This window comes from Sporanaerobium hydrogeniformans, assembly GCF_002735925.1.
Classification (GTDB): domain Bacteria; phylum Bacillota; class Clostridia; order Lachnospirales; family Cellulosilyticaceae; genus Sporanaerobium; species Sporanaerobium hydrogeniformans.
In genome coordinates this window covers 131,182-156,559 of the sequence record NZ_PEDL01000005.1, presented here as the reverse complement: position 1 = coordinate 156,559, position 25,378 = coordinate 131,182, and the positions used below count along the sequence as shown (strand labels likewise).

General features: G+C 35.6%; 26 protein-coding genes. All 26 read right to left on the bottom strand.

Annotation, left to right across the window (positions count from 1 at the left end; genetic code table 11):
• Window positions 1–128 precede the first annotated feature (128 nt).
• Complete coding sequence (locus CS063_RS07400) at window positions 129–1,652, bottom strand: hypothetical protein (RefSeq protein WP_099449055.1); 1,524 nt, start codon at window positions 1,650–1,652, stop codon at window positions 129–131.
• Window positions 1,653–1,888: 236 nt separating this feature from the next.
• A complete protein-coding gene (locus CS063_RS07395) occupies window positions 1,889–3,193 on the bottom strand; it encodes a pyrimidine-nucleoside phosphorylase (RefSeq protein ID WP_099449054.1) in 1,305 nt (434 codons plus the stop codon).
• A gap of 31 nt (window positions 3,194–3,224) precedes the next feature.
• Window positions 3,225–4,397, bottom strand: a complete 1,173-nt coding sequence (locus CS063_RS07390; protein ID WP_099449053.1) for a phosphopentomutase — start codon at window positions 4,395–4,397, stop codon at window positions 3,225–3,227.
• Between the two features lie 165 nt (window positions 4,398–4,562).
• Window positions 4,563–5,453: a site-specific tyrosine recombinase XerD gene (gene xerD, locus CS063_RS07385; RefSeq protein ID WP_099449052.1), complete on the bottom strand. Its 891-nt coding sequence runs from the start codon at window positions 5,451–5,453 to the stop codon at window positions 4,563–4,565.
• A 209-nt stretch (window positions 5,454–5,662) separates the two neighbouring features.
• Window positions 5,663–6,892 (bottom strand): uracil-xanthine permease family protein, encoded by a 1,230-nt coding sequence (locus tag CS063_RS07380; protein ID WP_099449051.1) that lies wholly within the window; start codon window positions 6,890–6,892, stop codon window positions 5,663–5,665.
• Window positions 6,893–6,908: 16 nt separating this feature from the next.
• Window positions 6,909–7,460, bottom strand: a complete 552-nt coding sequence (pyrR, locus tag CS063_RS07375; RefSeq protein WP_099449050.1) for a bifunctional pyr operon transcriptional regulator/uracil phosphoribosyltransferase PyrR — start codon at window positions 7,458–7,460, stop codon at window positions 6,909–6,911.
• Between the two features lie 202 nt (window positions 7,461–7,662).
• Window positions 7,663–8,577 (bottom strand): RluA family pseudouridine synthase, encoded by a 915-nt coding sequence (locus CS063_RS07370; protein ID WP_099449049.1) that lies wholly within the window; start codon window positions 8,575–8,577, stop codon window positions 7,663–7,665.
• Complete coding sequence (lspA, locus tag CS063_RS07365; protein WP_099449048.1) at window positions 8,574–9,059, bottom strand: signal peptidase II; 486 nt, start codon at window positions 9,057–9,059, stop codon at window positions 8,574–8,576. Before lspA ends, CS063_RS07370 begins: the two co-directional genes overlap by 4 nt.
• 45 nt (window positions 9,060–9,104) lie before the next feature.
• Window positions 9,105–10,187 (bottom strand): 3-dehydroquinate synthase, encoded by a 1,083-nt coding sequence (gene aroB / locus CS063_RS07360; RefSeq protein WP_099449047.1) that lies wholly within the window; start codon window positions 10,185–10,187, stop codon window positions 9,105–9,107.
• Window positions 10,187–10,816 carry a DivIVA domain-containing protein gene (locus CS063_RS07355; protein ID WP_099449046.1) on the bottom strand — a complete coding sequence of 210 codons (630 nt, stop codon included), beginning with the start codon at window positions 10,814–10,816 and terminating at the stop codon, window positions 10,187–10,189. Before CS063_RS07355 ends, aroB begins: the two co-directional genes overlap by 1 nt.
• A 12-nt stretch (window positions 10,817–10,828) precedes the next feature.
• On the bottom strand, window positions 10,829–11,608 hold the full coding sequence (locus tag CS063_RS07350) for a YlmH/Sll1252 family protein (protein ID WP_099449045.1): 780 nt from the start codon (window positions 11,606–11,608) through the stop codon (window positions 10,829–10,831).
• 15 nt (window positions 11,609–11,623) lie between these two features.
• Window positions 11,624–12,061 carry a cell division protein SepF gene (locus tag CS063_RS07345; protein WP_099449044.1) on the bottom strand — a complete coding sequence of 146 codons (438 nt, stop codon included), beginning with the start codon at window positions 12,059–12,061 and terminating at the stop codon, window positions 11,624–11,626.
• Between the two features lie 28 nt (window positions 12,062–12,089).
• The gene (locus CS063_RS07340; RefSeq protein WP_099449043.1) at window positions 12,090–12,779 is read right to left on the bottom strand and encodes a YggS family pyridoxal phosphate-dependent enzyme; all 690 of its coding nucleotides are present in this window, start codon (window positions 12,777–12,779) and stop codon (window positions 12,090–12,092) included.
• A 12-nt stretch (window positions 12,780–12,791) separates the two neighbouring features.
• Window positions 12,792–14,543 (bottom strand): HlyD family efflux transporter periplasmic adaptor subunit, encoded by a 1,752-nt coding sequence (locus tag CS063_RS07335; RefSeq protein ID WP_099449042.1) that lies wholly within the window; start codon window positions 14,541–14,543, stop codon window positions 12,792–12,794.
• 145 nt (window positions 14,544–14,688) lie between these two features.
• Window positions 14,689–16,167 (bottom strand): stage IV sporulation protein A, encoded by a 1,479-nt coding sequence (gene spoIVA / locus CS063_RS07330; RefSeq protein WP_099449041.1) that lies wholly within the window; start codon window positions 16,165–16,167, stop codon window positions 14,689–14,691.
• A gap of 83 nt (window positions 16,168–16,250) precedes the next feature.
• A complete protein-coding gene (locus CS063_RS07325; protein ID WP_099449040.1) occupies window positions 16,251–17,243 on the bottom strand; it encodes an NAD(P)H-dependent glycerol-3-phosphate dehydrogenase in 993 nt (330 codons plus the stop codon).
• 17 nt (window positions 17,244–17,260) lie between these two features.
• Window positions 17,261–17,875, bottom strand: coding sequence for a glycerol-3-phosphate 1-O-acyltransferase PlsY (gene plsY / locus CS063_RS07320; protein ID WP_099449039.1), 615 nt, complete (start codon window positions 17,873–17,875; stop codon window positions 17,261–17,263).
• Window position 17,876: 1 nt separating this feature from the next.
• The gene (gene der, locus CS063_RS07315; RefSeq protein ID WP_099449038.1) at window positions 17,877–19,202 is read right to left on the bottom strand and encodes a ribosome biogenesis GTPase Der; all 1,326 of its coding nucleotides are present in this window, start codon (window positions 19,200–19,202) and stop codon (window positions 17,877–17,879) included.
• The gene (locus CS063_RS07310; RefSeq protein WP_180270721.1) at window positions 19,199–20,548 is read right to left on the bottom strand and encodes a DUF512 domain-containing protein; all 1,350 of its coding nucleotides are present in this window, start codon (window positions 20,546–20,548) and stop codon (window positions 19,199–19,201) included. Before CS063_RS07310 ends, der begins: the two co-directional genes overlap by 4 nt.
• Before the next feature lie 4 nt (window positions 20,549–20,552).
• A complete protein-coding gene (pgeF, locus tag CS063_RS07305) occupies window positions 20,553–21,380 on the bottom strand; it encodes a peptidoglycan editing factor PgeF (RefSeq protein WP_099449037.1) in 828 nt (275 codons plus the stop codon).
• A gap of 12 nt (window positions 21,381–21,392) precedes the next feature.
• Window positions 21,393–21,752, bottom strand: a complete 360-nt coding sequence (locus CS063_RS07300) for a YraN family protein (protein ID WP_308415451.1) — start codon at window positions 21,750–21,752, stop codon at window positions 21,393–21,395.
• Complete coding sequence (locus CS063_RS07295; RefSeq protein ID WP_099449036.1) at window positions 21,724–22,011, bottom strand: EscU/YscU/HrcU family type III secretion system export apparatus switch protein; 288 nt, start codon at window positions 22,009–22,011, stop codon at window positions 21,724–21,726. The genes CS063_RS07300 and CS063_RS07295 overlap by 29 nt, the downstream gene beginning before the upstream one ends.
• 8 nt (window positions 22,012–22,019) lie before the next feature.
• Entirely contained in the window at window positions 22,020–23,483 is a 1,464-nt protein-coding gene (locus tag CS063_RS07290; RefSeq protein ID WP_099449035.1) for a hypothetical protein, read from the bottom strand.
• The gene (locus CS063_RS07285) at window positions 23,480–24,244 is read right to left on the bottom strand and encodes a ribonuclease HII (RefSeq protein WP_099449034.1); all 765 of its coding nucleotides are present in this window, start codon (window positions 24,242–24,244) and stop codon (window positions 23,480–23,482) included. Before CS063_RS07285 ends, CS063_RS07290 begins: the two co-directional genes overlap by 4 nt.
• A gap of 8 nt (window positions 24,245–24,252) precedes the next feature.
• Entirely contained in the window at window positions 24,253–24,801 is a 549-nt protein-coding gene (gene lepB / locus CS063_RS07280; protein WP_308415450.1) for a signal peptidase I, read from the bottom strand.
• Between the two features lie 29 nt (window positions 24,802–24,830).
• Complete coding sequence (gene lepB / locus CS063_RS07275; RefSeq protein WP_099449033.1) at window positions 24,831–25,370, bottom strand: signal peptidase I; 540 nt, start codon at window positions 25,368–25,370, stop codon at window positions 24,831–24,833.
• Window positions 25,371–25,378 lie beyond the last annotated feature (8 nt).

Sequence of the window (25,378 nt, the reverse complement as noted above, 5' to 3'; positions counted from 1 at the left end):
CATACTGCCAGTCTATTTACTGCATCTAGGATGACATAAGCCATTAGAATTCATAGTTAAAGCATATCACTGGGTGACTTTACTATCAAGCATCGATTGATAAAATTCATTATAACTAGAGCATAAATTTAATAACCTATCATAGTAATTGTTCCATCTCCATAGCATACCCCACATTTAATCCAACCTACACCACCACACTTCTTACAACTTTCTTCTACATAGCACCCTTCTCCCCCATAGCTATCTGCTTTCCACCTAAGGGTAGTGCCATTAACACACATGGTACAAGTTTCTTTGCCCATAGAACAGTAATGACAAGGGATTTCCGTCGGCATTAGACCTTCTATAGATGGTACTTCCATATTATCTGGTAGTACTTGCTTCCCTTCTGATGCTGCACTTTCATTAAGATAAGCTAAGTATTCCTCATTCCTTGTAGGGTGATCACTTAGTAAGTAGTTATCTTTAAAGGTTGCTTGATATACCTTCTCTATACGTGTTTTTAATGTGACAGTACCTTCAATGATCCCTTCCTCTCTATCCCATTTCGTTATACATACTGTTGCCTCTGTGAGGGGATTACCTAAACTATTTGGAATGGTATGATTATCATAAGAAATATATCCAAACATACTCCCATACGCTATTCCTGCATTAAATACAGCATCAGCATTCACAAAGCTATAGCCAGTATCCTGCTCCATGGTATAGGTTTTTCCTATTTCTATTCTATCAGATAGATAAAGGATAACACTTGGTCCTTCTATCATAGAACCTATTTGTACATGGGCTTCCTTCCCCTTGTCAAAGTAAAAATTCTCTTTAGGAAAAGTAGTAGTTACAAGATGGGATACTTGTTTGCCATCATATGTAATGTCTGCATAGCAAGCAGTATTCTTTTCATACGAAATAGTAGGTAGAGCCTGTGTAACATTGGCTGATGGTGTAGGAGTAGAAGCTACTCCATTTTCTGTTGTTGGTTCCTCTACTACTTTCTCCCCTTGTTGCACCGGACTAGGCCTAACTATACCCTCTATTTCAAAACTTCCCTTGGCATACTCTAATTCTAGTCGTAGCATAAAACCTTGAACAAAATTTTGTTCTTTGGCTAATTCTGTTTCATCTAATGCACTCAGATTTCCATAATTATTTTCTACCCATTCTCCAAAGGAATAACGGTACTCGCCTGTAATAATTTCTTCTAAAGTAATAGCATCAAAATACTCATAGGCATAGGACTTTTCTTCTTTTAGACTATCCTTCATATCTTCATTTAATGCTGTAAGAAAACAATAACTATATAAGGTAGTATCTGGTCTAAATACTTTTATATAATCCTTTCTTTCTGGGATGAGAGGAAGTAAACTATAAGGCTTTTCCTCTACAACAATCCGCTCCACCTCTTCATATTCGCCTATATTTTTTTCTTTCACATCTGCTATTGGTTCCTTAGCCTTTTTTTGTAAGTCCATTGTTTCATTCTCTTTTTTAGAAACACTGGGTGTATTGAGCACTTGTTGTGTTTCTTGAGGTTTACTGCCACAACTTACTACATAACAACTACTTATTATAACTAAGACTATTAGTTGTATTTTTTGGACCAATCTTAGCTTCCTTATGTTTTTTAAACAATCATTAATAATGGACATTTATTTCCCCCTTAGCATTACTGCATTAACTTAATTTATAGCTTAATTTTATATCTTATATAAGATATTTTTAATAAATTAAAATTATTCAATTAATATTAAATTACTCATAATGCAATAGGGTATCAACTTACTTCTTAATAAAATAATATTGCATCTAACTATGAAGGATCTACTGAATGCACAAACAAACCTGCCTTAACTCTCGTCTAAGACAGGTTTGTTGTATCGTATTCTTAATAAATCATTTTATAAATCAGTGTTGGCTTTTCTACCTCTGTTTCACTTAAGCTATAGGCTTCTTGAAGCATTTGCACTGCATCTTGAAGACGTGAAGCAGAGCTGTGGTAGAGAGTAGCAATGGGGTCATCTGGTGCTACATAGTCACCTATTTTTTTATGAATGATAAGACCTACAGCAAGGTCGATGGTGCTTTCTTTGGTTTCACGACCTGCACCTAGTAGTAGTGCTACTTTCCCTATTTTTTCAGTGTCAATAGCTGATACATAGCCCTTCTTCTCTAAGGTGACCTCTTGTGTTTGAGCACTGTGTGGCAGTAAAGAATAGTCTTCTACAACGCTAGGGTCACCTCCTTGAGAAGCAATCCATTCTTTAAGCTTTAGGATAGCTTCACCGTTTGCAATCACTTCTTTTACTCTCTCTCTAGCTGTTTGAACTGTATCGGCTATCTTGGCTAAATAAAGCATATTACTTGCTAAGTGAATGGTCAGCTCTGTTAGGTCTTGTGGTCCTTTTCCTTTAAGCGTTTCAAAAGCTTCAATAACCTCAAGTGCATTTCCTACTGCAAAACCGAGAGGCTGACTCATATCAGAAACTATACCTACTGTTTTACGGCCCACATTATTGCCAATGGCAACCATAGTTTCTGCAAGCTCTGTAGCAGCTTCTGCTGTTTTCATAAAAGCACCGCTTCCACATTTTACATCTAGCACAATAGCTTGGGCACCAGCAGCAATTTTCTTAGACATAATGGAGCTAGCAATCAAAGAAACATTATCTACCGTAGCAGTGACATCACGTAAGGCATAAAGCTTCTTATCTGCTGGGGCAAACTCACCACTTTGAGCAATAACAGCCATGCCATGGGTATTGACATTCTCCACAAAAGCCTCCATAGATAGCTCCACATGGAAGTCCGGAATAGATTCTAGTTTGTCAATTGTCCCTCCTGTATGACCAAGACCACGCCCAGACATTTTGGCTACCTTCACACCAGCAGCTGCTACAAGTGGACCTAAGACGATAGTGGTTTTATCCCCCACCCCTCCTGTACTGTGTTTATCTACTTTAATTCCTTCAATAGAAGAAAGATCCATCATCTGTCCACTCCTTGCCATGGCAAGAGTAAGCTGTGCTGTCTCCTCACTATTCATACCTTTACAATAAATAGCCATCAATAAGGCTGACATTTGATAGTCTGGAATACTGCCATCTGTATAACCTTTTATTACAAAATCAATAGCTTCCTTAGATAAGGTCCTTCCTCTTTTTTTATCCTCTATAATATCATACATTCTCATACAATAAACCTCCCTAGCTTCGTACGGCTTTCTATTTCTTTAAAATAATCTTTAAAAAGCTTTCGCCAATCTTTAAGGCAGGTAAGTTAAAAATCTCACAAACTGTTTGACCAATATCTGCAAAACTCTTTCGCGTACCAAGGTTGCAACCAGCTTCTACTCCTTTTCCATAAATAAGAAGTGGTACATATTCACGGGTATGGTCTGTCCCTGATGTCGTTGGATCACACCCATGATCGGCTGTAATAATGAGAATATCTTCGTCTGTCATTTGCTCCATAAGCTCTGGAACCTTTGCATCAAACTCCTCTAAACCTTTTCCATAGGCTTCTGCATCATTACGGTGTCCCCACTTCATATCAAAATCTACAAGGTTGGTAAAGATAAGTCCTTCTTTGTATTTCTTCATGCTTTCTAAGGTAACTTCCACCCCCTCTAAATTACTCTTGGTGTGAATGGCTTCTGTAATACCTTGACCATTGAAAATATCTTCTATTTTACCTACTGCCATAACTGGTACGCCCTTCTCCTCACAGTAAGTAAGCAAGTTGGGCTTAGGTGGGCAAATAGCAAAGTCTCTGCGGTTCGCTGTGCGGGTAAAGCTTCCTACTTCTCCTTTGAAAGGCCGTGCAATCACACGGGCTACCTCATGTTTACCTTTTAAAAGCCGGCGTGCTATCTCACATATCTCATAAAGTCTTTTAAGTGGAATAATATCCTCATGGGCAGCGATTTGAAAGACACTATCTGCTGACGTATAGACAATAGGATAACCTGTTTTAACATGTTCTTCTCCCAGCTCCTCAATAATAGCTGTTCCTGAAGCAGTACAGTTACCTAAGGTTTTCGTTCCAATTTGTTTCTCAAAAGCTTCCATAATTTCTTTAGGGAAGCCATTAGGGTAGGTAGGGAAAGGAACCTCTGTGTAAATACCTATCATTTCCCAATGACCTGTAGTCGTATCTTTGCCTTTGGAAAGTTCTCCTAAGCGCGCAAAAGCTCCTTTAGGACAAGCCTCCTTGCCTAATACTTCTATACCATCTATATTTCCCCACCCTAATTCTTTGAGGTGCTTAAGATTTAATGCTTTATTGTAGGTATAAACGTGTGAAAAGGTATTGGCTTTTTCATCGCCATACTGCTTGGCATCCGGCATAGCCCCTATTCCTACACTATCTAATACAATCCAAATAACGCGTTTCATTGAAATCACCTTCCCTTATTTATCAGTTCTTTTTTGCATGTCTATCTTAAGATTTTGCATGCCTTTATTATACCCTTTTCCTACCAATAAGTATACAGAAAGCTTAAAAGGAGAAGTATCCAATGCTATCTTTGCATGAGACCCTTCTCCTTTTAAGCTGTTGTTTTAAGCTCTTGGATGAGATTTATTATAAACATTTTTAAGCTCTTCAGTTTCTTTATTAAGATGCATATACACTTGAGTAGTCGAAATATCTGAATGACCTAACATTTGCTGAACGGATTTTAGATTTGCACCATTTTGCACCAAATGTGCTGCAAAAGAATGTCTTAGCATATGTGGTGTAATATCCTCAGTAATATCTGCATATTTGGCATAGGTTTTTAAAATCTTCCAAAAGCCCTGACGGGTCATTGGATTACCGTTGCAATTGACAAATAATGAAGTTTCCCTATTGTCTTTTAAAAGGATGTAGCGCACCTCAGAAAGGTAAACCTGCAGAGCAGCAATAGCAGATTTTCCAATAGGAATCGTTCGTTCTTTATGGGCATCACGACAAATGATGTAGCCTTGTTGTAAATTAATATCTGCCACCCTTAAGGCTACTAGCTCTGATACACGAATACCTGTTGCATAAAGTAATTCTAACATAGCCCGATCGCGAATCCCCTTAATACTCTTCACGTTAGGCTGTTCTAAAAGCAATATAATTTGTGCTTGACTTAAAATCTTAGGTGCCTTTTTCTCTATCTTAGGTAAAGCAATAACACGTGCTGGATTTTGCTCCAACAAACCCTCCTTCATTAAATATTGGCAAAATGCTCGAATAGAAGCTAAGGTGCGAGAAACCGTTGCCATAGATTTCTGATGTTCCTTTCTATCCTTTAAATACGCATCAATTATCTCTGAGGTTAACTCCGATACTTCCCCTATTTGACATGTTTCTAAGTACTGTATAAAATACTTTAAATCACGTTCATAGGATTGAATCGTATTACTGGATGACATCTTTACATTTTTTAAATAGTTCAAAAACAGTGCAACATTCTCCTCCATAGCTTTTCCCCTTTAATTCATACAATAATTTTACAATAATATTTTATAATATTTTAATTTTATTCTATTATATCTAAAATGACTTTTTCTGTCTACCACATTTCATTTTAAACTCTATATTTAGGCAAATTGTTGAATAAAAAAACAAGACAAGTCCCTTTTCTTTGAAAACTTCACGGGATTTGTCTTGCTTTTTGCTAAACAATTTTTTATATATTATCAGGCAACAATTTATTAAGTACCACACCAATAAGTGCTGCAATAGCTAAACCTGAAATCGTTATTGTCCCTACAATAGCTACGTTATTGATACCAATACCTGTTACAAAAATAATTGCTGCAATTAATAAATTTCTACTATGTGTAAAGTCAAGTTGTGCATCTACTAGCGTTCTAACCCCTACACTTGCAATCATACCGAAAAGAATCACACTAATTCCTCCCATAACTGGAGAAGGAATACTTTGAATAATGGCAGTAAATTTACCACATAAGCTTAAAATAATAGCGATAATAGCCGCAATACGTAAAATTTGTGGATGATACACTTTCGTTACAGCCAATACACCTGTATTTTCACCATATGTTGTATTAGCTGGTCCACCTATAAAACCAGCTACCATTGTTGCAAGTCCATCACCTAAAAGTGTACGATGAATCCCTGGATTTGCAAAAAAATCTTTTCCCACAACAGCTCCATTAGTAGTGATATCTCCAATATGTTCAATGAATACAACAAGTGCAATAGGAGCAATGCCGATGATGGCTTCCCATGAAAGAGTTGGAAGTGCCATAACATGTTCTTTACCTATTTCAGAAAAACCAATCCAAGGTGCTGCTACTATAGCAGATGTATCTACCATACCCAAGAAAAGTGCGGCAATGTAGCCTACTAAAACAGAAATCAAGATAGGTACAAGCTTAAAGAAGCCTTTTGCAAAGATAGAAATAGCAATCATACTAATGATAACGATGGCCGCTACGATTAGACCCTTAAAATCAATTGTCGAAGCTACTGAGTCATAGCCAATCATTTGAATAGCTGTAGGACTTAAACGAAGACCTATAACCATAATGATAGGACCTACTACAACAGGTGGAAAGAAAGATTTTACACTTTCTACTCCTACATATTTAATCACACCTGCCATTAAGACATAGACTAAACCTGTTGCAATAATTCCTCCTTTAACCGCTCCAATCCCTAAGCCTTGTAAATTAATAGCAATAGCTGTAATAAAGGCAAAGCTTGAACCTAAGAAAACAGGTACAATTCCTTTTGTTGTGCCATGAAAAACAAGTGTTCCAAGTCCTGCACAAAGTAAGGCAATCCCTGGATCTAAGCCTGTTAAAATAGGCACGAGAACCGTTGCTCCAAACATAGCAAGTACATGCTGCAAGCCTAAAATAATTTTTTTACTGGTACTGATTTGATCCATTTTCATCTCTCCCTTTTTATTCATTGATACCATTTTTCATTTCAAGTAGAACAACATTTTCGTGATCTACCTCTTCAACGTGAACGCGTACAATTTCTTTTTTAGAGGTTGGAATATTTTTACCTACAAAATCTGGACGAATAGGAAGTTCGCGATGCCCCCTGTCAATTAAGGTTGCTAACTTAATATAACTTGGTCTTCCTACATCCATAATAGCATCCAGTGCTGCTCGTACTGTACGTCCTGTATAAATGACATCATCCACTAATACCACTGTTTTCCCATTAATATCTGATCCAATAATACTCTCACCTGTCATTGGCTGTGGAAAGCGTTTTTCAAGATCATCCCTATAAAAAGTAATATTAATTTTTTCGATAGGAACTTCTACATTTTCTATACGTTTTATTTTCTCAGCAAGTACTTTAGCAAGTGGTACACCTCGCGTTTCAATCCCAATGAGTACAATATCTACTGCTCCTTTATTTGCCTCAATAATTTCATGAGCAATACGCGTAAGCGCACGATTCATGGCAGCTTCATCGAGCAATACTTTTTGTTCATGCATAGGGCCATCAGTCCACCTTTCTTTTTAACTTTGATTTACTCATTTTCTTAGGCTATTACATAAAAACAGACTTCTAAATTCCTTTAGAAGTCTGTTTGATATACTCATGCGTGAAAATGACACGTTCTATTAGTGTATATCCTTATTAGCCTCTCGTGCTACTTTAAAGGAATAAATTTTTATTAAATCTTTATTGATTTTCTCATGACTTTCTTAATTTGTCAATAATTTGTTCAAAATACTTGGGCAATTCACTATTAAACTCCCTATAGTATCCTTGGGTAGGATGCACAAAGCCTAATACTTTAGCATGTAAGGTCTGTTTAGTAAGTCCAAATTTATTTTTTAAAGGCCCATAAACAGGGTCTCCTAAAAGTGGATGTCCAATATGCTTCATATGCACACGAATCTGGTGAGTTCTTCCTGTAAATAAGGTGAGTTCTACATAGCTAAACTCCTTATACGTTTCAAGTACACGGTAATGGGTTTTAGCAGGACGTCCTCCTGCCACTACTGCCATCTTTTTACGATCTTGTGTGGAACGTCCTAAAGGTGCTTCTACAATCCCCTCTTCTTCCTTAAAGGTACCATGAACTACTGCATGGTATTTACGTGTAATAGCATGCACTTTAAGAGCTTCTGAAAGTGCCAAATGAGTCTTATCATTTTTAGCTACCATCAAAAGTCCCGAAGTATCCTTATCAATACGGTGCACAATGCCCGGTCTTATTTCACCATTAATACCAGAGAGTTGATCCTTGGCATGATACATAAGGGCATTTACTAAGGTACCTGTGTAATTTCCTGGAGCAGGATGAACTACCATATCTTGTGGTTTATTTACAATCAAGAGATCCTCATCCTCATAAACAATGTCTAATGGAATATTTTCTTCACAAATACCTACTTCTACAGGTTCTGGAATAGTTACTAAAATAGTCTCCCCTAACTTCACCTTGTATTTGGTATTCTGAACATGTCCATTAACAGTAACTTGCCCACCTTCTATTTGTTTTTGAAGGAAGCTTCGCGTATAGTCCTCTAATTCAAGAGAAAGATATTTATCTAAACGTGTCCCTTCCTTATCTTCTACAATAAGACTGATTATTTCTTTCATTCTGCTGTTCCTTCTTTTTGCTTTTCAAAATCCTTTTCTCCCATCAATATTACCAAAAGCAAGAGTCCTACACCACCTACAACTAAAATATCTGCAATATTAAAAACGGGAAAATCTATAAGTTTGAAGTAAAAAAAATCCCGTACATAATTTAACATGATCCTATCAATAAGATTACCTATTGCGCCACTTATAATACAAACAAAAGAAATACGGCTCATCTTTCCCCAAAACGTTACAGGCAATTTTTTATAATACCAAATAAGACCAACTAAAACGATACCTGTAATAACAATAAAAAACCACTGCTTATTTTGTAACATACCAAAAGCAGCACCTCTGTTTTCTACATAAGTGAGATGAAAAACATCCGGCCATAAAGAGATATCTTGCCCATTGCTAAGTTTTTGCACTGCCCATATCTTAGTTACTTGATCAAGTCCCACTAAACCTAAAATTACCACAATTGTCCAGATCGCCATTCCTTTTCTCCTTACCTATGACTTATAAAATGAGAAAAAACGTGCTTACTGACACGTTTCTTCTATAAATTGAAGAGCTGCTTCTACTTCTTCAAAGCTTACATCCTTTACAATAACAGTCTCACCTATACGACGTAACAAGATAAAGGCAATTTGTCCATGTTGTTTCTTTTTGTCATGGCTCATATTCTCCCATACTGCTTGTGCTTCAAAGCTTTGTATAGGCTCTAGTAAACCAAAGGATTGACATACAGAAATAATCTCTTTTAATGCCTCTTTTTGTAAATAGCCTCGTTTAAAACTAATAAATGCTGCCATAGCCATACCATAAGCCACAGACTCTCCATGAGAATAATTAAAATGACTAAGCGTCTCTATAGCATGCCCTAAAGTATGACCAAAATTTAAAATTCTCCTTAAGCCTTGCTCTTTTTGATCAGCTTCCACTACTTCACATTTCACTTTACAAGAGATTTCTGTCATCTCTTCAAGTATTGCTAATTCTCCCTTTAAAAGAGCTTCTCTTTTGTCTTTAATCAAATAAAAAAGGGCTTCATTTGCAATCAAACCATGCTTAATAGCTTCTGCTAAGCCACCTATGATTTCTCTTTTAGGAAGAGAATGTAGTGTGCCTACATTACTATAAACTAAAAGTGGATTATAGAAGGCTCCTACCATGTTTTTATAGGACATAAAATCAATTCCTACTTTCCCTCCAATACTACTATCATTTTGTGCTAAAACAGTAGTAGGCACTTGTACAAACCCAATACCCCGCATATACGTGGCTGCTACAAAACCTGCCATGTCCCCTACAACACCTCCACCAAGAGCTATAATTAAACTACTTCTATCTAGCCCATGTTCAATTAAGCTTTCATAGAGTTTGGCTACTGTTTGACTATTTTTATAAGCTTCTCCTGCTTCAAAAATTGTGCTTATAACAGGTGCTAATGGCATAAGTTCCCTTGCAACAACCTCTAAATAAAAAGGTGCTACATGGCTATCTGTTATAATACAAATCTTACTAGGCTTCACAACTTGACTAATATAAGAACATAAACCATTAAAATCTTGTGCGATACAAATCTTATACGGCCGATTAAGTGTCTCTTTTAACTGTTTCATTAATGCTCCTCTTCTCCCACAGGCATATACTCTTTTGTATAATACCTTTCCTCTGTATTTTGAGGAAGTGACTCAAATTCAGGTACTTCTATTGCTAGCTTTTCCTCACAGGTTACTTCTTCTGGTTTCTCCTGTTCTTTTTGACTGAGTGCCTCCTCACTTTGTTCTAACATATCTAACTGTGCTAAAAGCATTTGTTTAAGTTGCGAACGATAAGTGAGATATTGTGCTTTGAGTTCTTCATTTTTTTTAGCTAAATTAAAGGCTTCTTTACGTACTTGATCCAATATTTTATTCGCGCGCTCCTCGGCAGAAAAAATTATTTTTTCTGCTCGTTGTTCTGCTTCTTTTTTTACTTGTTCAGCTTTTTCATAAGCTGTACTCTTGGTATCTTGTGCTGTTTTATCCGCTAATACCAGTACATTTTGAATGGTTTCTTCCATCGTACGATAATACTGAATGCTCTCATTTAAAACATTTACTTTATCCTTAAGTGTATAATTCTCATTAGTTAGCTCTTGGTAGCTTTTAAGCACTTCGTCAAAAAATTCATTGACATCCTCTACCTGGTAGCCACCTAACTTGGCTTTTCTAAACACCTTATTTTGAATATCTACTGGTGATAACACAAGCTATCCCCCCTATATATATTTTTCAATACAAATATGAAATCGCTCTTTTTTAGTTTGTCCATTTATCTCTTTTAACTTCATCTTTCCATATCCCCTTAAAGTAAGAATATCGCCTTCTTTTAAGGGTGTACTTACGCTCACTTTCATCCCATTACAAGTTGCTTTATCACCTTGAATAAGTTTTGCACAATTATTGCGGGATAAACCAAACCCTGCTGCCAGAACAGTATCTGCACGAAGTGAAGCCACCGTAGTCCTAATCACCTTTATTGGCTGCATACTTTCTGGAATAGCTGACATAGGGACTTCTTGCATTTCACTTACCGTATAACGTCCAATTTGAGTTAGTGAACAGGCAATATAGTCTGCTATATTGGCCTTCACTACAATATAAGCTCCTTCTAACTGAACAATAATATCGCCTATTAAATCTCTTTCTAAACCTAAGCCTAATAAAGCCCCTAAATAATCCCGATGACTTAGGGGCTTACCAATTCCTGTTTTTACTGTAAGCTTTAAACAACAAATCGGTACTTCTGGTTCATTATCATAGGAGGCTAAAACGCCTAGAATCTGTCTCTGAGCCTCTTTATAACCTCCAAAGTAGGCAAACTGAGACATCCAACTTGCTCCTAAATATTTTTGCACTACTTGTTTCATCCATAGACCATCGTGAAAGTTGGTAAAAAGAGAGTAGTCATTTTTCTCTACTCTTGCAATGTACTCTATAAGAGTCTTTAAAAACAACTTTTCCTTTGGGTCAGTTACATATTGCAATACATCCTTCATCTATCTAATCCTTTACTATAGGGTAGGTGGAAAAACAGATTTTTGCTTTAATTTCTCTGGATTAATATGCACATTTTCTGGTGCAAAAATAAAAATATGATCTGTAATCTTTTCAACTGTTCCATTTAAAGCACAGCATGCTCCTGTTAAAAAATCCACAGAACGCTGCATTTCATGTTGTGCTAACTTCTCCATATTTACAATAATAGGCTTCTTTGCCTTAATATAACCACAAATTTCACCTGTCATATCATAAGTCAGCATGGTAAAATTAAGAATTTCCATTTTATTATTTTGATTAAGAGTCACAACCTTTGGTGTTTGTAAAGGTGACACATAACTAGTAGGACGTGTAGGATGTTCAATTTCTCTTACATCTTCCTCTAGATCTTCATCATCGTATTCATCTTGGGGTGAAATTAAATTTTTGAATTTTGACATTAAACTACTCATAAGGTTCCTCCTCTATATTCTTCATCGATTATGTGTAATTTCTGGCACCAAAAAGGGCTGTTCCAATGCGCACCATAGTGGCACCCTCTTCAATAGCTACCCAGTAATCGTTACTCATTCCCATCGATAAAACATGCATATTTATATTATCAAACTTTTGCTTTTGCATGTCAACTGATAAATCATAAAGTTGTCTAAATACAAGTCTATTGTCCTCTGGATTTTCTACATAAGGTGCCACTGTCATCAATCCCTCACAACGTACATGTGAAAGCTTGGAAATGCTACTGGCATAATCCATAGCCTCCTCTAGCAAGATACCGCTTTTACTATCTTCTTGTGCTACATTAACCTCTAATAAAATAGAGGTTATTACATCTTTCTTAAGCGATTGCTTCTGAATTTCTTTTAAAAGCTTTAAACTATCTACGGAGTGAACAAGTGCCGTTTTACCAATGATATATTTAACCTTATTGGTTTGTAAATGACCAATCATATGCCAATTGACTGGTTCTTCTATACTTTCTATTTTCTGCACTAATTCTTGAACTTTATTCTCTCCAAAATCCTTACAGCCTAAAGCAATGGCTTCTTGGATTGCTGAAGCAGGATATGTTTTAGATACAGCAATAAGTGTAATATCTTCTTCTTTCCTACCACTCTTTTCAGCTGCCTTCTTTATCGTGTGTTGAATACTTTCAAGCTGTTCTTTCATCATTTTCTTCACCTTCTACTCATTTTGTATATTCATATGATCTAAAAGTTGGTCTTTACTAATACTCTTTGGATTAGAAATAATTTTATCTAATTCTTTAAGCTCTGTATTGCCTCCTGGCTTTACAAGCGCATACTCTTCATTTTGTAAAACCATTTCAATAACCTTAAACTGTGCGAGTTTCCCATTGATAACATATACACCAGAAATAGGCTCGACTTCTTTTAAAACCGTAGACTCTCCTGACTCAGGTAAAACTAATACATCCTCTAACTGCAATGCATCTGACTTTCCTAGTTCTTGTAAAATATAAACAGAATCACCTACTAATGAATGTGAATCCACTTTGACAAACTCCGTTATTTCATTCTTTTTACGATAGCAACCCTGTTCTCCTTCTCGCTCTACTAGGTAGGTAGCTGGAATTTTTAACATATGTTGTTCTACAATAGCTTGTACAGGAATTTTTAGACCTTCTACGCGCTTATTACCAACACTATAATTAACAGTACGTAGCCCTAGAAATTTATTCCCTTGTTCCTGCGTTTCAAAAATAAGTTGGGTTCTTTTATCATCCTCTCTCTTTTTGATAACTTTCATTTTAAGCTCCTCTTGTCCTGCCGTATCAAACGTTAAAATATAGCTTTCACCTTCTTGGAACCTTTCTGCTTTATCACTATTCATATAGCTTACAATATACCAAGAATCCTCTAATACTAGTTTATAAAGTGGCTTACCTGGTTCAACCATACTGCTACTTAAAATATCATACTTGCTATTTTCTTTTAAACTTTTATAAGTTGCATAATCTAGCTCTTCTAATTGATCTTTAGTCAGTAGCTCTTCCTTGCCATCAATTTTATACGATACAATCCCTGCTTGTTCAGCATAGCTCACTTGTTGACCACTAGCAAGCTCCCTATCAATTGCACTTAACTGTGTAGTAAGCGTATTATTTACTTGCTTTTGATCTTTTATGTACAGGTCAGTGCGCTTTTCCGTGAGCGTATCCAGTGCTTTTCTCAGTGTATATACTGCATCTGTATTCTCTTTATTGTTTTGGCTATAAAAGTCTTGAAAAACATTTTTAACTTCCAATACAAGTTGATAATCTTCATCTTGATAATAAGAAAGTTCTTTGCGTTTTTCTGCTTCATTATAGAGTGTACTACTTACTGCCTCCTTTTCATTCATGGTAGCTTGCACTGCTGCCTCATCAAGAAGGACACATACTTTTCCTTTTTTACTGATTTTCTCACCTTCTCCAGCAATATAACCAATGCTCCCTGCGCCTTCACTATAATAGACCTTTTCATTACGTACAATAAGGCCATCAAAACTCTCAGAATCATCTAAATAGCCTTTTTGTACTTTCAAATAGGTTACTTTAGGATAAGTAAGCTGTTCTTTTAAGGTTATTCCTCCCCATGCCAAACCTATAGTAAGCAACATTAAGATAGATACTTTTAATAGGAATCGGCGCTGTCTACGCTTTTTATTTTTTTTCAATTGCTTAGGTGAAATTTTATTGTTACGTTGTAATTCCCTTTGACGTTCTTGAGGCGTATATTCTTTATATAAAGGAACTGGCTTTCCATATTCTACTTGCCGATTACGCTGGGAATTTTTATTAAAGGATACCCTTTTGGTATTAGAAGTCTTTTTCCTTTTTAAAGAAGTGGACTGTCTTACAAAATTAGGCTGCGGATCATAGGGGTTAAAATAATTTTTTTGAGATGCTTTTTTCTTATTTTTATTCGTATTCATGCGTTCACTTCCAATCCTATCCTCTCACTACTCATGATATAATGGATTCCTGTATCTGGCAAGACTACAAACACAGAAAGTAACCTATAGTTTACATTTTTACAATAAAAAACAAAGGCATCATTTTGCCTTTGTCTTTTATCTCTTATAATAAAATACAAATAAGTCCCCCATTGCCTTCATTGATAATTTTTTGTAGTGTTTCTTGCAGTTTTTGTTGTGCATCTTCTGGCATACGATAGAGCTTATTTTGTAACCCTTCATTAACTAATTCATGTAAAGACTTGCCAAAAATATTTGATTCCCAAATCTTAACAGGGTCTTTTTCAAATTCACTTAAAAGTGAATTAACCAATTCCTCACTTTGTTTTTCTGTCCCTACAATAGGTGAGACTTCTGTCTGAATATCTGCTCGAATAATATGATAGCTTGGTGCACTTGCACGTAGTTTCACACCAAAGCGGTTACCTTGTTTAACGATTTCCGGTTCTTCTAATTTTAATTCCTCAAAGATTGGACTAACAACACCATATCCTTTTTCTTTTACTTCGTTAAGCGCATAGGCCACTTTATCATACTCTTTCTTGGTTGCTGCTAATTCCTTAATAAGACTCATGAGTTCATGATCTCCATGAATTTCCATACCCGTTGTCTCGGATAGCACTTGATAGAAGAGTTCTTCTGTTGTATTGATATCTACCTTAACAATTCCCTCACCTAATGCAATCTTTTCCATATAAATATTTTTTACAAAATCTACATTTTTAAATTCGTTAATAGCCTCGCGCATTTGTCGTATATTTTCTAGTGGAAAAATATATTCCTTTACATAATCAATCCATGCTTTTTTCACCCAATGCTCATTGTCCAATGTCTCTACCCATTTAGGAAGCATAAACTGAATTTCACTTAGTGGGAATTCATAAAGGATTTTTTCAAGTACTTGATGAATATCTTCGGTTTTCATCTGCGCCACATCCATAGGCATAACAGGTACATCATACTCTCTTGATAAAGTTGCTACTTCTTCTACAACAGTGGTATCAAAAGGTTTTTTTGTATTATAGACAACAACAAAGGGTTTGCCTAGTTTTTTAAGCTCCTTAATAGCACGCTCTTCTGCTTCTATGTAACTTCCTCTTGAAATATCCGTAATTGTATTATCTGCTGTTATTACAATCCCAATAGTCGCGTGGTCTGTGATTACCTTTTTGGTTCCGATCTCTGCAGCTTGACTAAAGGGAATCTCCTCTTCAAACCAAGGTGTTTTCACCATACGTGGTGCATTATTATAGATATGTCCTTCTGCCTCTGATACCATATAGCCTACACAATCAATCATCCGTACTTTTACATCAAAATCTCCACCAATAGTAATACCAATAGCTTCATTAGGGATAAACTTAGGTTCAGTTGTTGTAATAACTTTACCATCTCCACTTTGAGGTAACTCATCTTGCGTTCTTTCTTTACTATATTCGTTTTTAATATGAGGTAATACAAGTGTCTCCATAAATCTTTTAATAAAAGTAGATTTTCCCGTCCTTACAGGACCTACTACACCTATGTATATATCGCCATTTGTCCTTTCCGAAATATCTCTATAGATATCATTATATTCCATAGCATTTTTTCCTCCTTTAATTTAAATGTATGGGTACATTTAAATATATGGTACAAAGGGCAGATATATACCTTATTCTTTATTTAAAGTTCACTTTTTTTATCACGTTGCATAAGCATTGTAATGGCTTCTGCTGTAGATTTATTTTCAAATAATGCTTGATAGACTGCTTCAATAATAGGCATTTCAATAGCATATTTAAGCATCAATGCATGAGCTGCCTTTGCAGTAGGTACACCTTCTACTACCATATTTACCTTTTTTAAAGCTTCATCAATGGTATAGCCTTGTCCTAAAAGTTCACCTGCACGCCGATTACGACTATGACCACTCGTACAAGTTACAATTAAATCGCCAATACCAGCTAAGCCTGCAAAAGTACTTGCTTTTCCTCCCATAGCTACACCTAGCCTAGTAATCTCTGCAATGCCCCGTGTAATAAGGGCAGCTTTAGTGTTGTCACCATAATTCATTCCTTCAATCACACCTGCTGCAAGAGCAATTACATTTTTAAGTGCACCTCCCATTTCTATGCCGATTAAATCATCGTTTGTATAAACACGGAAATAATGACTCATAAATAGCTCTTGAATAAACTCACTACTCGCTTCATCCAAGCTACTCACAGCCACTGTTGTGGGGACATGGCGTGCAACCTCTTCTGCATGACTTGGTCCAGACAAAACAACAACTTTATTTTCAGGTAAAACTTCATTAATAACTTCTGACAAACGCATTAAAGTCTCGTTTTCTATTCCTTTTGATACATTTACAATAATCGTATCTTTAGAAAGATAGGGTTTCATTAACTCTGCTGTTGTACGAATAGCTTTAGAAGGTACTGCTAAAATAGCAACATCTTTATCTCTTAATACTTCATCCATATTGGTTAAAAAAGCCATTTCAATTGGCAATTTAATACCTGGTAGACATCGTTTATTTTCTCTATGCTGCAGAATCATGTTTTTTTCTACTTCATCATAACACCAAATCGTTACATTATTTCCTTTTTCATTAAGAAGTAGGGCAAGTGCAAGTCCCCAACCTCCTGCGCCTATTACTGCTATATTTTTCATAGGAACCACCTTCTTTTCTATTTTTTGCTCGTTAGCTTTGCTTCTGTTCCATCAATAAGTCTGCGAATATTGGCTTTGTGACGGTAAAAAGCAAGTGCTGTAATGACAAATCCAAGAAGCATTGCCTCTATGCCAACATTTCCTTGTTCCCCACAGTAAAACAAAATAAGGAGAATGGGTACTGCAGCAGATAACAAAAGAGAGCTTAGCGATACAATACGAGTAATCCCAAAGCAAATCAAAAAGATTGCTGCAGAAATTAAAAATAAACGGTAATCAACAGCAATAAGTGTACCTGCTGTTGTTGCAATCCCTTTTCCTCCTTTAAATTTAAAAAACACAGGATAATTATGCCCAATAATGGCACCTATTCCACTGTAAAGTCCAACTAAAATGCTTGGCTCGTTTTGAAATAACATTCTAGCCAAACAAATGGCTACTACTGCCTTAAAAACATCTGCTATTAGTACAATAGCACCTGCTTTTTTACCCATAACCCGAATAGCATTTGTTGTTCCTGGATTACCACTTCCTTGTTCTGTGATGTTAATCCCTTTAAGCTTACCATATAAAATAGCTGACTGAATGCCCCCAAATAGGTAGCCGATCACAAATGATATAAGTCGATACATATTAATCCTTCTCCCCTTTTTCCCTTATTATAAACCTAAGTGGTGTACCTTTAAAGCCAAAAGCTTCTCTCATTTGGTTTTCTATATAGCGCTGATAAGAGAAATGCATCAATTCCTTATCATTGACGAAAATAACAAAAGTAGGTGGTTTGACGCTCACTTGAGTCATATAGAAAATCTTAAGTGGTTTACCCTTGTCAGAGGGTGGTTGATTCATAGCCATTGCTTCATAGAGTACATCATTTAATACACCTGTACTAATACGCATTGTTTGATTCTGAGCAATTGCATAAATAGTCTCAAAAAGCTTAGATAGGCGTTGCCCTGTTTTAGCTGAAATAAATTGGCAAGGTGCATATTGCATATAAGCTAGTGTATTCGTAATGTCCTTTAAATAGACATTCATGGTCTTATCATTTTTTTCAATGTCATCCCACTTATTAACTACGATAATACAACCTTTACCAGCTTCATGAGCCATTCCAGCAATTTTAGTATCTTGCTCTGTAATACCTTCTTTTGCATCAATCATAATGAGGATAATATCTGCACGCTCAATAGCTGCTACAGTACGAATAATACTATACTTTTCAATAGATTCTTTAATTTTACTTTTTCGCCTAAGTCCAGCTGTATCAATTAGTGTATATCTTTGACCATTTATCTCTACGTCTGTATCCACTGAATCTCTTGTAGTACCTGCAATGTCACTAACAATAACACGCTCTTCTCCTACTATTTTATTAACTAAAGAGGATTTTCCTACATTGGGTTTACCAATAATAGCTACTTTAATGCGATCATCTTCTTCAACTTCTTCTTGATCTACTTTAAAATGTGCTACTATCTCATCAAGCATATCTCCTAAGTTAAGAGGTTGACCTGCTGAAATAGGTACAGGATCACCTAATCCTAAGTTATAAAACTCGTATACTCCCATCACTTGTTTAATCATATCATCTACTTTGTTTACTACTAACACAACTGGTTTATGTGACTTACGTAGCATGTTTGCTACCTGCATGTCTGAATCTGTTAAACCTGTTTTCACATCTACAAGGAAGACAATAACATCTGCTGCTTCAATAGCGGCTTCAGCTTGTCTACGCATTTGACTTAAAATAATATCTGTACTTTCTGGTTCAATTCCTCCTGTATCAATTAAGGTGAATTTATGGGTAAGCCATTCTACTTCTCCATAAATACGGTCACGTGTCACGCCAGGTGTATCATCAACAATGGATGTTTTTGATTTTGTTAAGCGATTAAATAGGGTAGACTTTCCAACATTTGGTCTCCCTATAACAGCTACAATTGGTTTGCTCATATTTGTTTCTCCTTTAATTCTATAATTTGATCTAGCCACAGGCTCCCTTGATTAGGAACAATCACAATAGGTAGACGTAGTTCTTCTTGTAGACGCTCTATACTGTAATCATCTAATAAAATGTTTTCACCACATTTTAACATATTTTCAGCTAAAAGCACGACTTGTCCTAAATTTTCTTTTTGCCTTAAGGTTCTTAAAATATCTTGTCCCGTTAATAAACCGGTTACAGTAATCTCTTCGCCAAAAAAATGATTACTTACTGGATAAACTTCTAGGGTAAGACTTGGACATTTTTCTTTTAAAAGTTGAACGCATTCCTTCATAAAATCCTCGGTAAGACATCCTGTCACTATACTGGCTTTAAAAGGTTTTTGTGAGACTTTACTCCAATCCTTTTGCTCAAGTGCCTCTAGGAGCTCATGTCTAAACTTGGTAGCCATCCCTACCCCATTATCTAAAACAGGAAAATCCTCATACTCTTCATAGGTAGGAAGTGGTACCTCCCCCTTTATATAAAATTCATCAGCAGCAAAAACAAATCGTGTCTTCATCTTTTCCAAATAATAGTTCTGCCAACTATGAATAATATCTATAACTTCTCTAGAAGACTCTTTATCAAATCCCTTCAAAGAAGCTAGACCCTCCCTAAATTTTGAAATGCCAACTGGTACAACAGTAAGTGATAAAATATGTGGAATAAAGGCACTTAAATCACGAATCGTTTGATCAAGTACTTCGCCATCATTAATCCCTTTACAAAGTACAATCTGTCCATTAATTTCAATACCTGCTTCAACTAAACGTTTAATTTGACTAATAATATCACCTGCAAAACGATTAGTAAGCATATGTTCTCTAATCTCTTTAGAAGTAGCATGTATAGAAATATTGATAGGCGATAAGTGATATTTAATAAGTCTGTCCATATCGGTTTCCGCCATATTTGTTAATGTAATATAGTTTCCATTTAAAAAGGACATACGCCAATCATCATCTTTAAAATAAACCGTTTCACGCATATTGGGAGGAAGTTGGTCAATGAAACAGAAAAGGCACTTATTACGGCAACGGATTAATTCGTCCATCAAACTATTTTCAAATACTAACCCTAAATCTTCACCATATTCCTTTTCTATCTCAATGGCCCATTCCTCTCCATTAGCCTTACGAATAGCTAACGTTATTTCTTCGTCTGCTATAAGATAACGATAATCAAAAACATCTTGTATATTTTCTTCATTAATCCCAAGCAGTGTATCACCTGCCTCTATTCCTACTTCTTCTGCAATACTTTCTGGCTCAACTGCCATAATTTTATGTTCTTTATAATTCAAGTCTCTCATCTCCTTAGTCTTTCAGAGCCATAAATCCTCCTAATGTTCCTCGTTGTCCTTTCGTTTTGCGATGTGAAAAAAACAAGTTATCGTGACAACATGTACACAGCTTACTTACTACTATATTATGTTCAAGGATTCCGCAATTCATAAGTACCTGCTTATTACAGGCCCATAAATCAATGTTATATTTTTGCTCTTTAGATGTGTTTTGTATAAAATCTTCCTCACCAAAAACAGCTTTAAAAATATCTGCTACCTCTTTATCTACTTCAAAACAACAAGGGCCAATAGAAGGGCCAATAGCTACTTGAATAGCCGAAAGAGGTATACATTCTTTTTCCACCCAAAGTTCTACCATCTTTCGTCCTATTTGCCCCACCGTTCCACGCCAACCTGCATGTGCCATTCCTACAATATCATAACCAGGAGCATAAAAAAAGAGAGGAACACAATCTGCAAAATGAGTAACTAATGTTACTCCCTTTGTGCGTGTATAAAGACCATCTACACTCTCCCACTTATTGGGTCGATTAAACCCATTTCCTTTTTCTTCTTCTGTCACCTTTTCAATATGTGTTTCATGTACTTGTTTAGAAAGAACCAAAGAAGAACACTCTACCTCCAGGGCCTTACATACTCGTTGATAGTTTTCATATACCTTCTCCTTGTCATCACCTCTATTAAAACCCAGGTTTAGGCTAGCTAAAATACCCGTACTTACACCACCGTGCCTTGTGGTAAATCCATGGACTAGTTTGTCTTCTTTTTCCCATAAACTAAATTGTAAATAAGTCACCTCTTTATTCGTTATCAATCGATAAGGATACTTTTCGTTCATTTCTTACTCCTTTTAAAAAGCTGATTCTATATGATGTATATTGCCCTCTAAAACTTCAATAATATCAAATCGACAACTTACTTCATAACGATAATACTGTCTTAAATAAAAACAGGCAGTGCGTCCAATCCGTTGTCTTTTCTTATAGTTAACTGCTTCACAAGGATAACCAAAATAACTGCTTTGCCTATATTTAACTTCTACAAATACAAGTGTTTTATTTTGCTCAGCAATAATATCTATTTCACCAAAGCGGCAATAAAAATTCTTATTTAGTATTCTATAACCTTTTTCCTTTAAATATTGAACAGCTAACTCTTCATAGTAGTTACCTAGTTCTCTTTTATTCATGTGTACTTTTTGTTTTTGCATATAATTTATCCATATCTCCTACAAACACCATAATCTTTGCTACTAATTCATAAAGTTCTGCAGGAATTTGATTTCCTACTTCTATTTCTGTTAAGATTGTAGCCAGTTTGTTATCTTGATAAACAGGTACACCATGCTTTTCTGCTTCTTTCAAAATATTTTCAGCAACTTTACCTTTACCACTTGCCACAACAGTAGGTGCAGTCATTTCTTCGTTATAGGACAAAGCTGCTGCTTTTCTCTCATGTTTATATTTCATTTCTCACCTCACACTTTGTAATCCATATGCTGTAAGCTACCATCCTTAAGTGGTTCAACAGGAAGGTCCTCCTCTTTTAAATAACTCCAAAACAGCCCTTGCATAGTAAAGCCTGTCTCCTCTACTAATTGCTGAAGATTTGGCAAGTACGGTAAAATATGATTTTTAATACTTTCATCCTCTACCTTGAGTTGAAACAGAAGAGTCTTTTCTTCTTTTTGAATATGTATTTCCATATTATGCAAATGTGGGAAAGTAAGTGCAAGAACAACATAAAGTGAATTCTTTTTCTTGTTTTTTCCTTTTTTAGATTCAAAAAAATACATTTCACCTTGCACATTTTTTTGTGGTGTTGCAATAGGGAAGAGATAGTACTGTCCTTCCACATTCGCTTCTTTTAAAACAGTTAGTGGCTGTTTTAATTGATGAAGTATCTCTTTATCTTCTAGAGATAGATTTGCTTTTTCTAAGGTTTTTGTAAGCTTTTCAAGCACTTCATAAGTTGCTACCGGCTTACTTGCCTCTTCTTTTATTGCTTTTGTGTCCTTGGGCTGAAACACTATTTTTTCATCATAGAGTAAACTTACTACCTTCTTCAAAAGAAAAGGTTGCTTTTCAACAAATTGTAAAAGACGTGAAAATGCCTCTCCTTGTATACTATTTAACCCTTCCTGTTTCTCTTGGTTAAATAGCTCTGAGGTAAGGTTAGTTGAAAACAGGGCTCCTCCATCTTTATTGATCAATATAGGACCTTGTGCTTTTTCATTATAGACTATATTTTCTACTACAAGACTCTTTAAAACATCTTCTAGCTTTCCTGGTGATACTTTCGCTGCTAAGGTTTCAAATGCCTCTTTCAAAAGAATAGGTTCTTCTATCTTTATAAGTAACTCCTTTATAGACCGTACCAGTTCATCAAGACCTCCTGTTTTAAGTTGAACTAATATTTGTCCCTTATTCTCTGTTAAAGGTATTCCACCCTCTATAAAGTTTACTAAAACCTTAATTGGTAATTCTAGCCCTCTAGCTAAACCATACACTTTCATTAAAACTTCTTTATTCATAGGTAATTGTTTCTTTATAAAATCATTAATTATTTCTCTCATCTGAGAATTATCAGGCAACTTCCATTCTTGCAGTGTTTTATCTACAACACCTACCTCTTTTCCTATATCATGAGGTTTTAAAACACATTTTCCCTGTGTTTTGTCCTGTACAATAAACTGCATCCATTTTCCAATCTCCACCTGTCCATCAAGTTCTATAGGTAAACTTAAACCCATTTTAAGTTCTAATAAAAGCTTATTTGTATCCCCTTTAGATATAACTCCTTGTACTATATCTCCTACATTTAATTGAGTTAAAAATAACTCCTTCGCCTGAAGGAGTAAACGGGAATCGGTGAATCCCTTTACCTGATTTTTATTTATCTGACTTATTAATTCTTGGAATACTGTTACTCGATTAATCAATCTATCCCCTCATTTTTTAAAAAAGATTTACGATGAAGTGGTGTAAGTCCTAATCGCTGAATAGCTTCATAATGCCTACTGCTACCATATCCTTTGTTGTTTTCCCAATCATATCCAGGATATTCTTTAGCATATTCTCTCATTAATCTATCTCTAGTAACTTTAGCAATGATACTCGCTGCTGCAATACTTGCGCTCTTATCGTCTCCTTTAATAACAGCACTTTGAGAAACTTCTATACAAGGAATCGTTTTATCACCATCTACTAGTAAATAATCATAAGGCTTCTTTAAATAATGAAGTGCTTGACGCATTGCTTCAAAAGTCGCTTGTAAAATATTTATCTCATCTATAATAGGTGCTTCTATTATACCAATACCTATTGCAAGCGCCTCTTTTATAATAGCATCATAGAGTTCCTCGCGTCTTTCTTCACTAAGCTTTTTAGAATCTTTTACCCCTATAAGCTTTGCCTCTGGTGAAAGGATAACTGCCGCTGCAACTACTGGTCCTGCAAGTGGCCCCCTCCCTACCTCATCTACACCCGCAAGTGTAAGAGATTGCTGATGATAGCTTCTGTCAAAACCACACTTTTCCTGCCATTCTTGCTTTTCTTTTTGATAACTCATCATCTTTTTTTCATATTTTTGAAGGAGCTTAACTACACCTAAACGCTCATCATCTTTATATTTTTCAATACCTTTATTTAGCTCTTCTATACTCAGTTTCTTTAAATCGTTTTCTATTTCTAATATTTTCATCATTTCTCCTATCTTACTAACCCGACACGTTCAAAAGGATAGATACAAAAACCCGCTTTTGCAAAAATCCTTTCCCTAGGAATAGCCCCAAAATAGCGACTATCTTTGCTATTTTTCCGGTTATCTCCCATCATAAAATAATAACCTTCAGGCACTTTATAAGGAAAGGTAAGTGGGGAATCAGAAAAAAGATACGTGCTTTCCTCTGACTCTACATAATCTACTTCATCTAGTGGAACGGCGTTAATGTATACCTTTCCTTCTTGAATCATTATTATATCACCAGGAACAGCTATCACACGTTTAATAAGATTTTCTCCTCCTAATTTAAAGACAACAATCTCACCTGGCTTAGGATCCCTATAGTAGTACGGCATACGATTAACAATCAGGTGTTCTCCTGGATAAATATTAGGAATCATAGAACCTGTAGGAACATGTGTATGACTGATAATAAAGCAAGATAGCATTACAGCTGCCAAAACAGCCAGTAAAGGTTCTTTTATCCATTCGATTACTTTTTTTATAGAATGCTCATAATTTTTCAAACCAGCCACTCATTTCTCCATTTATGTTAAATAACTTTTTAATTTAAAGAACCCATTTGATTAAAAGGATAAATCTTAATCCATCCTTTTCCATAAATTTTATCACGCTTTACTGCTCCAATATAACGTGAATCGCCACTTTCAGGGCGATTATCCCCCATAAGGAAATATTCATCCTCTCCTACTTGATAAGGAAATATAATCGAAGTGGCATGTGTAGGCTCAGAAATCCCTTCTCCAGCTAAGTAGCTACTTTCATCTAATTTCTCACCATTAACATATACATTGCCTTCACGAATATCAATAAGATCTCCTGGTTCGCCAATAACACGTTTTACCCAGCTCTCCTTACCTTGTTTAAAAACAACTATTTCTCCTTGAACTGGATCCCGATAATAATAAGGAAGTAAATTTACTAAAATATGGTCACCTACATTAATCGTATCCACCATAGATACTGTAGGAATTTTATTATGACTCATAATAAAAGATGTAAAAAGTAATGCTAACAAAACAGCCAAAACAAGCTCTTTAATAAATTCAATTCCTTTTTTCACTTGATTCATAGTATTTTCCATCGTTATCT

What these genes read in the sequence shown, in the direction of transcription:
- CS063_RS07370 (WP_099449049.1), bottom strand. Translation starts at nt 8,577, where the DNA reads ATGAAAGAAATAATCAGTCTTATTGTAGAAGATAAGGAAGGGACACGT.
- der (WP_099449038.1), bottom strand. Translation starts at nt 19,202, where the DNA reads ATGAGCAAACCAATTGTAGCTGTTATAGGGAGACCAAATGTTGGAAAG.
- xerD (WP_099449052.1), bottom strand. Translation starts at nt 5,453, where the DNA reads ATGGAGGAGAATGTTGCACTGTTTTTGAACTATTTAAAAAATGTAAAG.
- spoIVA (WP_099449041.1), bottom strand. Translation starts at nt 16,167, where the DNA reads ATGGAATATAATGATATCTATAGAGATATTTCGGAAAGGACAAATGGC.
- pyrR (WP_099449050.1), bottom strand. Translation starts at nt 7,460, where the DNA reads ATGCATGAACAAAAAGTATTGCTCGATGAAGCTGCCATGAATCGTGCG.
- CS063_RS07325 (WP_099449040.1), bottom strand. Translation starts at nt 17,243, where the DNA reads ATGAAAAATATAGCAGTAATAGGCGCAGGAGGTTGGGGACTTGCACTT.
- CS063_RS07335 (WP_099449042.1), bottom strand. Translation starts at nt 14,543, where the DNA reads ATGAATACGAATAAAAATAAGAAAAAAGCATCTCAAAAAAATTATTTT.
- CS063_RS07380 (WP_099449051.1), bottom strand. Translation starts at nt 6,892, where the DNA reads ATGGATCAAATCAGTACCAGTAAAAAAATTATTTTAGGCTTGCAGCAT.
- CS063_RS07345 (WP_099449044.1), bottom strand. Translation starts at nt 12,061, where the DNA reads ATGAGTAGTTTAATGTCAAAATTCAAAAATTTAATTTCACCCCAAGAT.
- plsY (WP_099449039.1), bottom strand. Translation starts at nt 17,875, where the DNA reads ATGTATCGACTTATATCATTTGTGATCGGCTACCTATTTGGGGGCATT.
- CS063_RS07390 (WP_099449053.1), bottom strand. Translation starts at nt 4,397, where the DNA reads ATGAAACGCGTTATTTGGATTGTATTAGATAGTGTAGGAATAGGGGCT.
- CS063_RS07350 (WP_099449045.1), bottom strand. Translation starts at nt 11,608, where the DNA reads ATGAAGGATGTATTGCAATATGTAACTGACCCAAAGGAAAAGTTGTTT.
- CS063_RS07340 (WP_099449043.1), bottom strand. Translation starts at nt 12,779, where the DNA reads ATGATGAAAGAACAGCTTGAAAGTATTCAACACACGATAAAGAAGGCA.
- CS063_RS07395 (WP_099449054.1), bottom strand. Translation starts at nt 3,193, where the DNA reads ATGAGAATGTATGATATTATAGAGGATAAAAAAAGAGGAAGGACCTTA.
- lepB (WP_099449033.1), bottom strand. Translation starts at nt 25,370, where the DNA reads ATGGAAAATACTATGAATCAAGTGAAAAAAGGAATTGAATTTATTAAA.
- aroB (WP_099449047.1), bottom strand. Translation starts at nt 10,187, where the DNA reads ATGAAACAGTTAAAAGAGACACTTAATCGGCCGTATAAGATTTGTATC.
- CS063_RS07300 (WP_308415451.1), bottom strand. Translation starts at nt 21,752, where the DNA reads ATGCAAAAACAAAAAGTACACATGAATAAAAGAGAACTAGGTAACTAC.
- CS063_RS07285 (WP_099449034.1), bottom strand. Translation starts at nt 24,244, where the DNA reads ATGAAAATATTAGAAATAGAAAACGATTTAAAGAAACTGAGTATAGAA.
- CS063_RS07295 (WP_099449036.1), bottom strand. Translation starts at nt 22,011, where the DNA reads ATGAAATATAAACATGAGAGAAAAGCAGCAGCTTTGTCCTATAACGAA.
- pgeF (WP_099449037.1), bottom strand. Translation starts at nt 21,380, where the DNA reads ATGAACGAAAAGTATCCTTATCGATTGATAACGAATAAAGAGGTGACT.
- lspA (WP_099449048.1), bottom strand. Translation starts at nt 9,059, where the DNA reads ATGGCGATCTGGACAATTGTGGTAATTTTAGGTTTAGTGGGACTTGAT.
- CS063_RS07400 (WP_099449055.1), bottom strand. Translation starts at nt 1,652, where the DNA reads ATGTCCATTATTAATGATTGTTTAAAAAACATAAGGAAGCTAAGATTG.
- CS063_RS07310 (WP_180270721.1), bottom strand. Translation starts at nt 20,548, where the DNA reads ATGAGAGACTTGAATTATAAAGAACATAAAATTATGGCAGTTGAGCCA.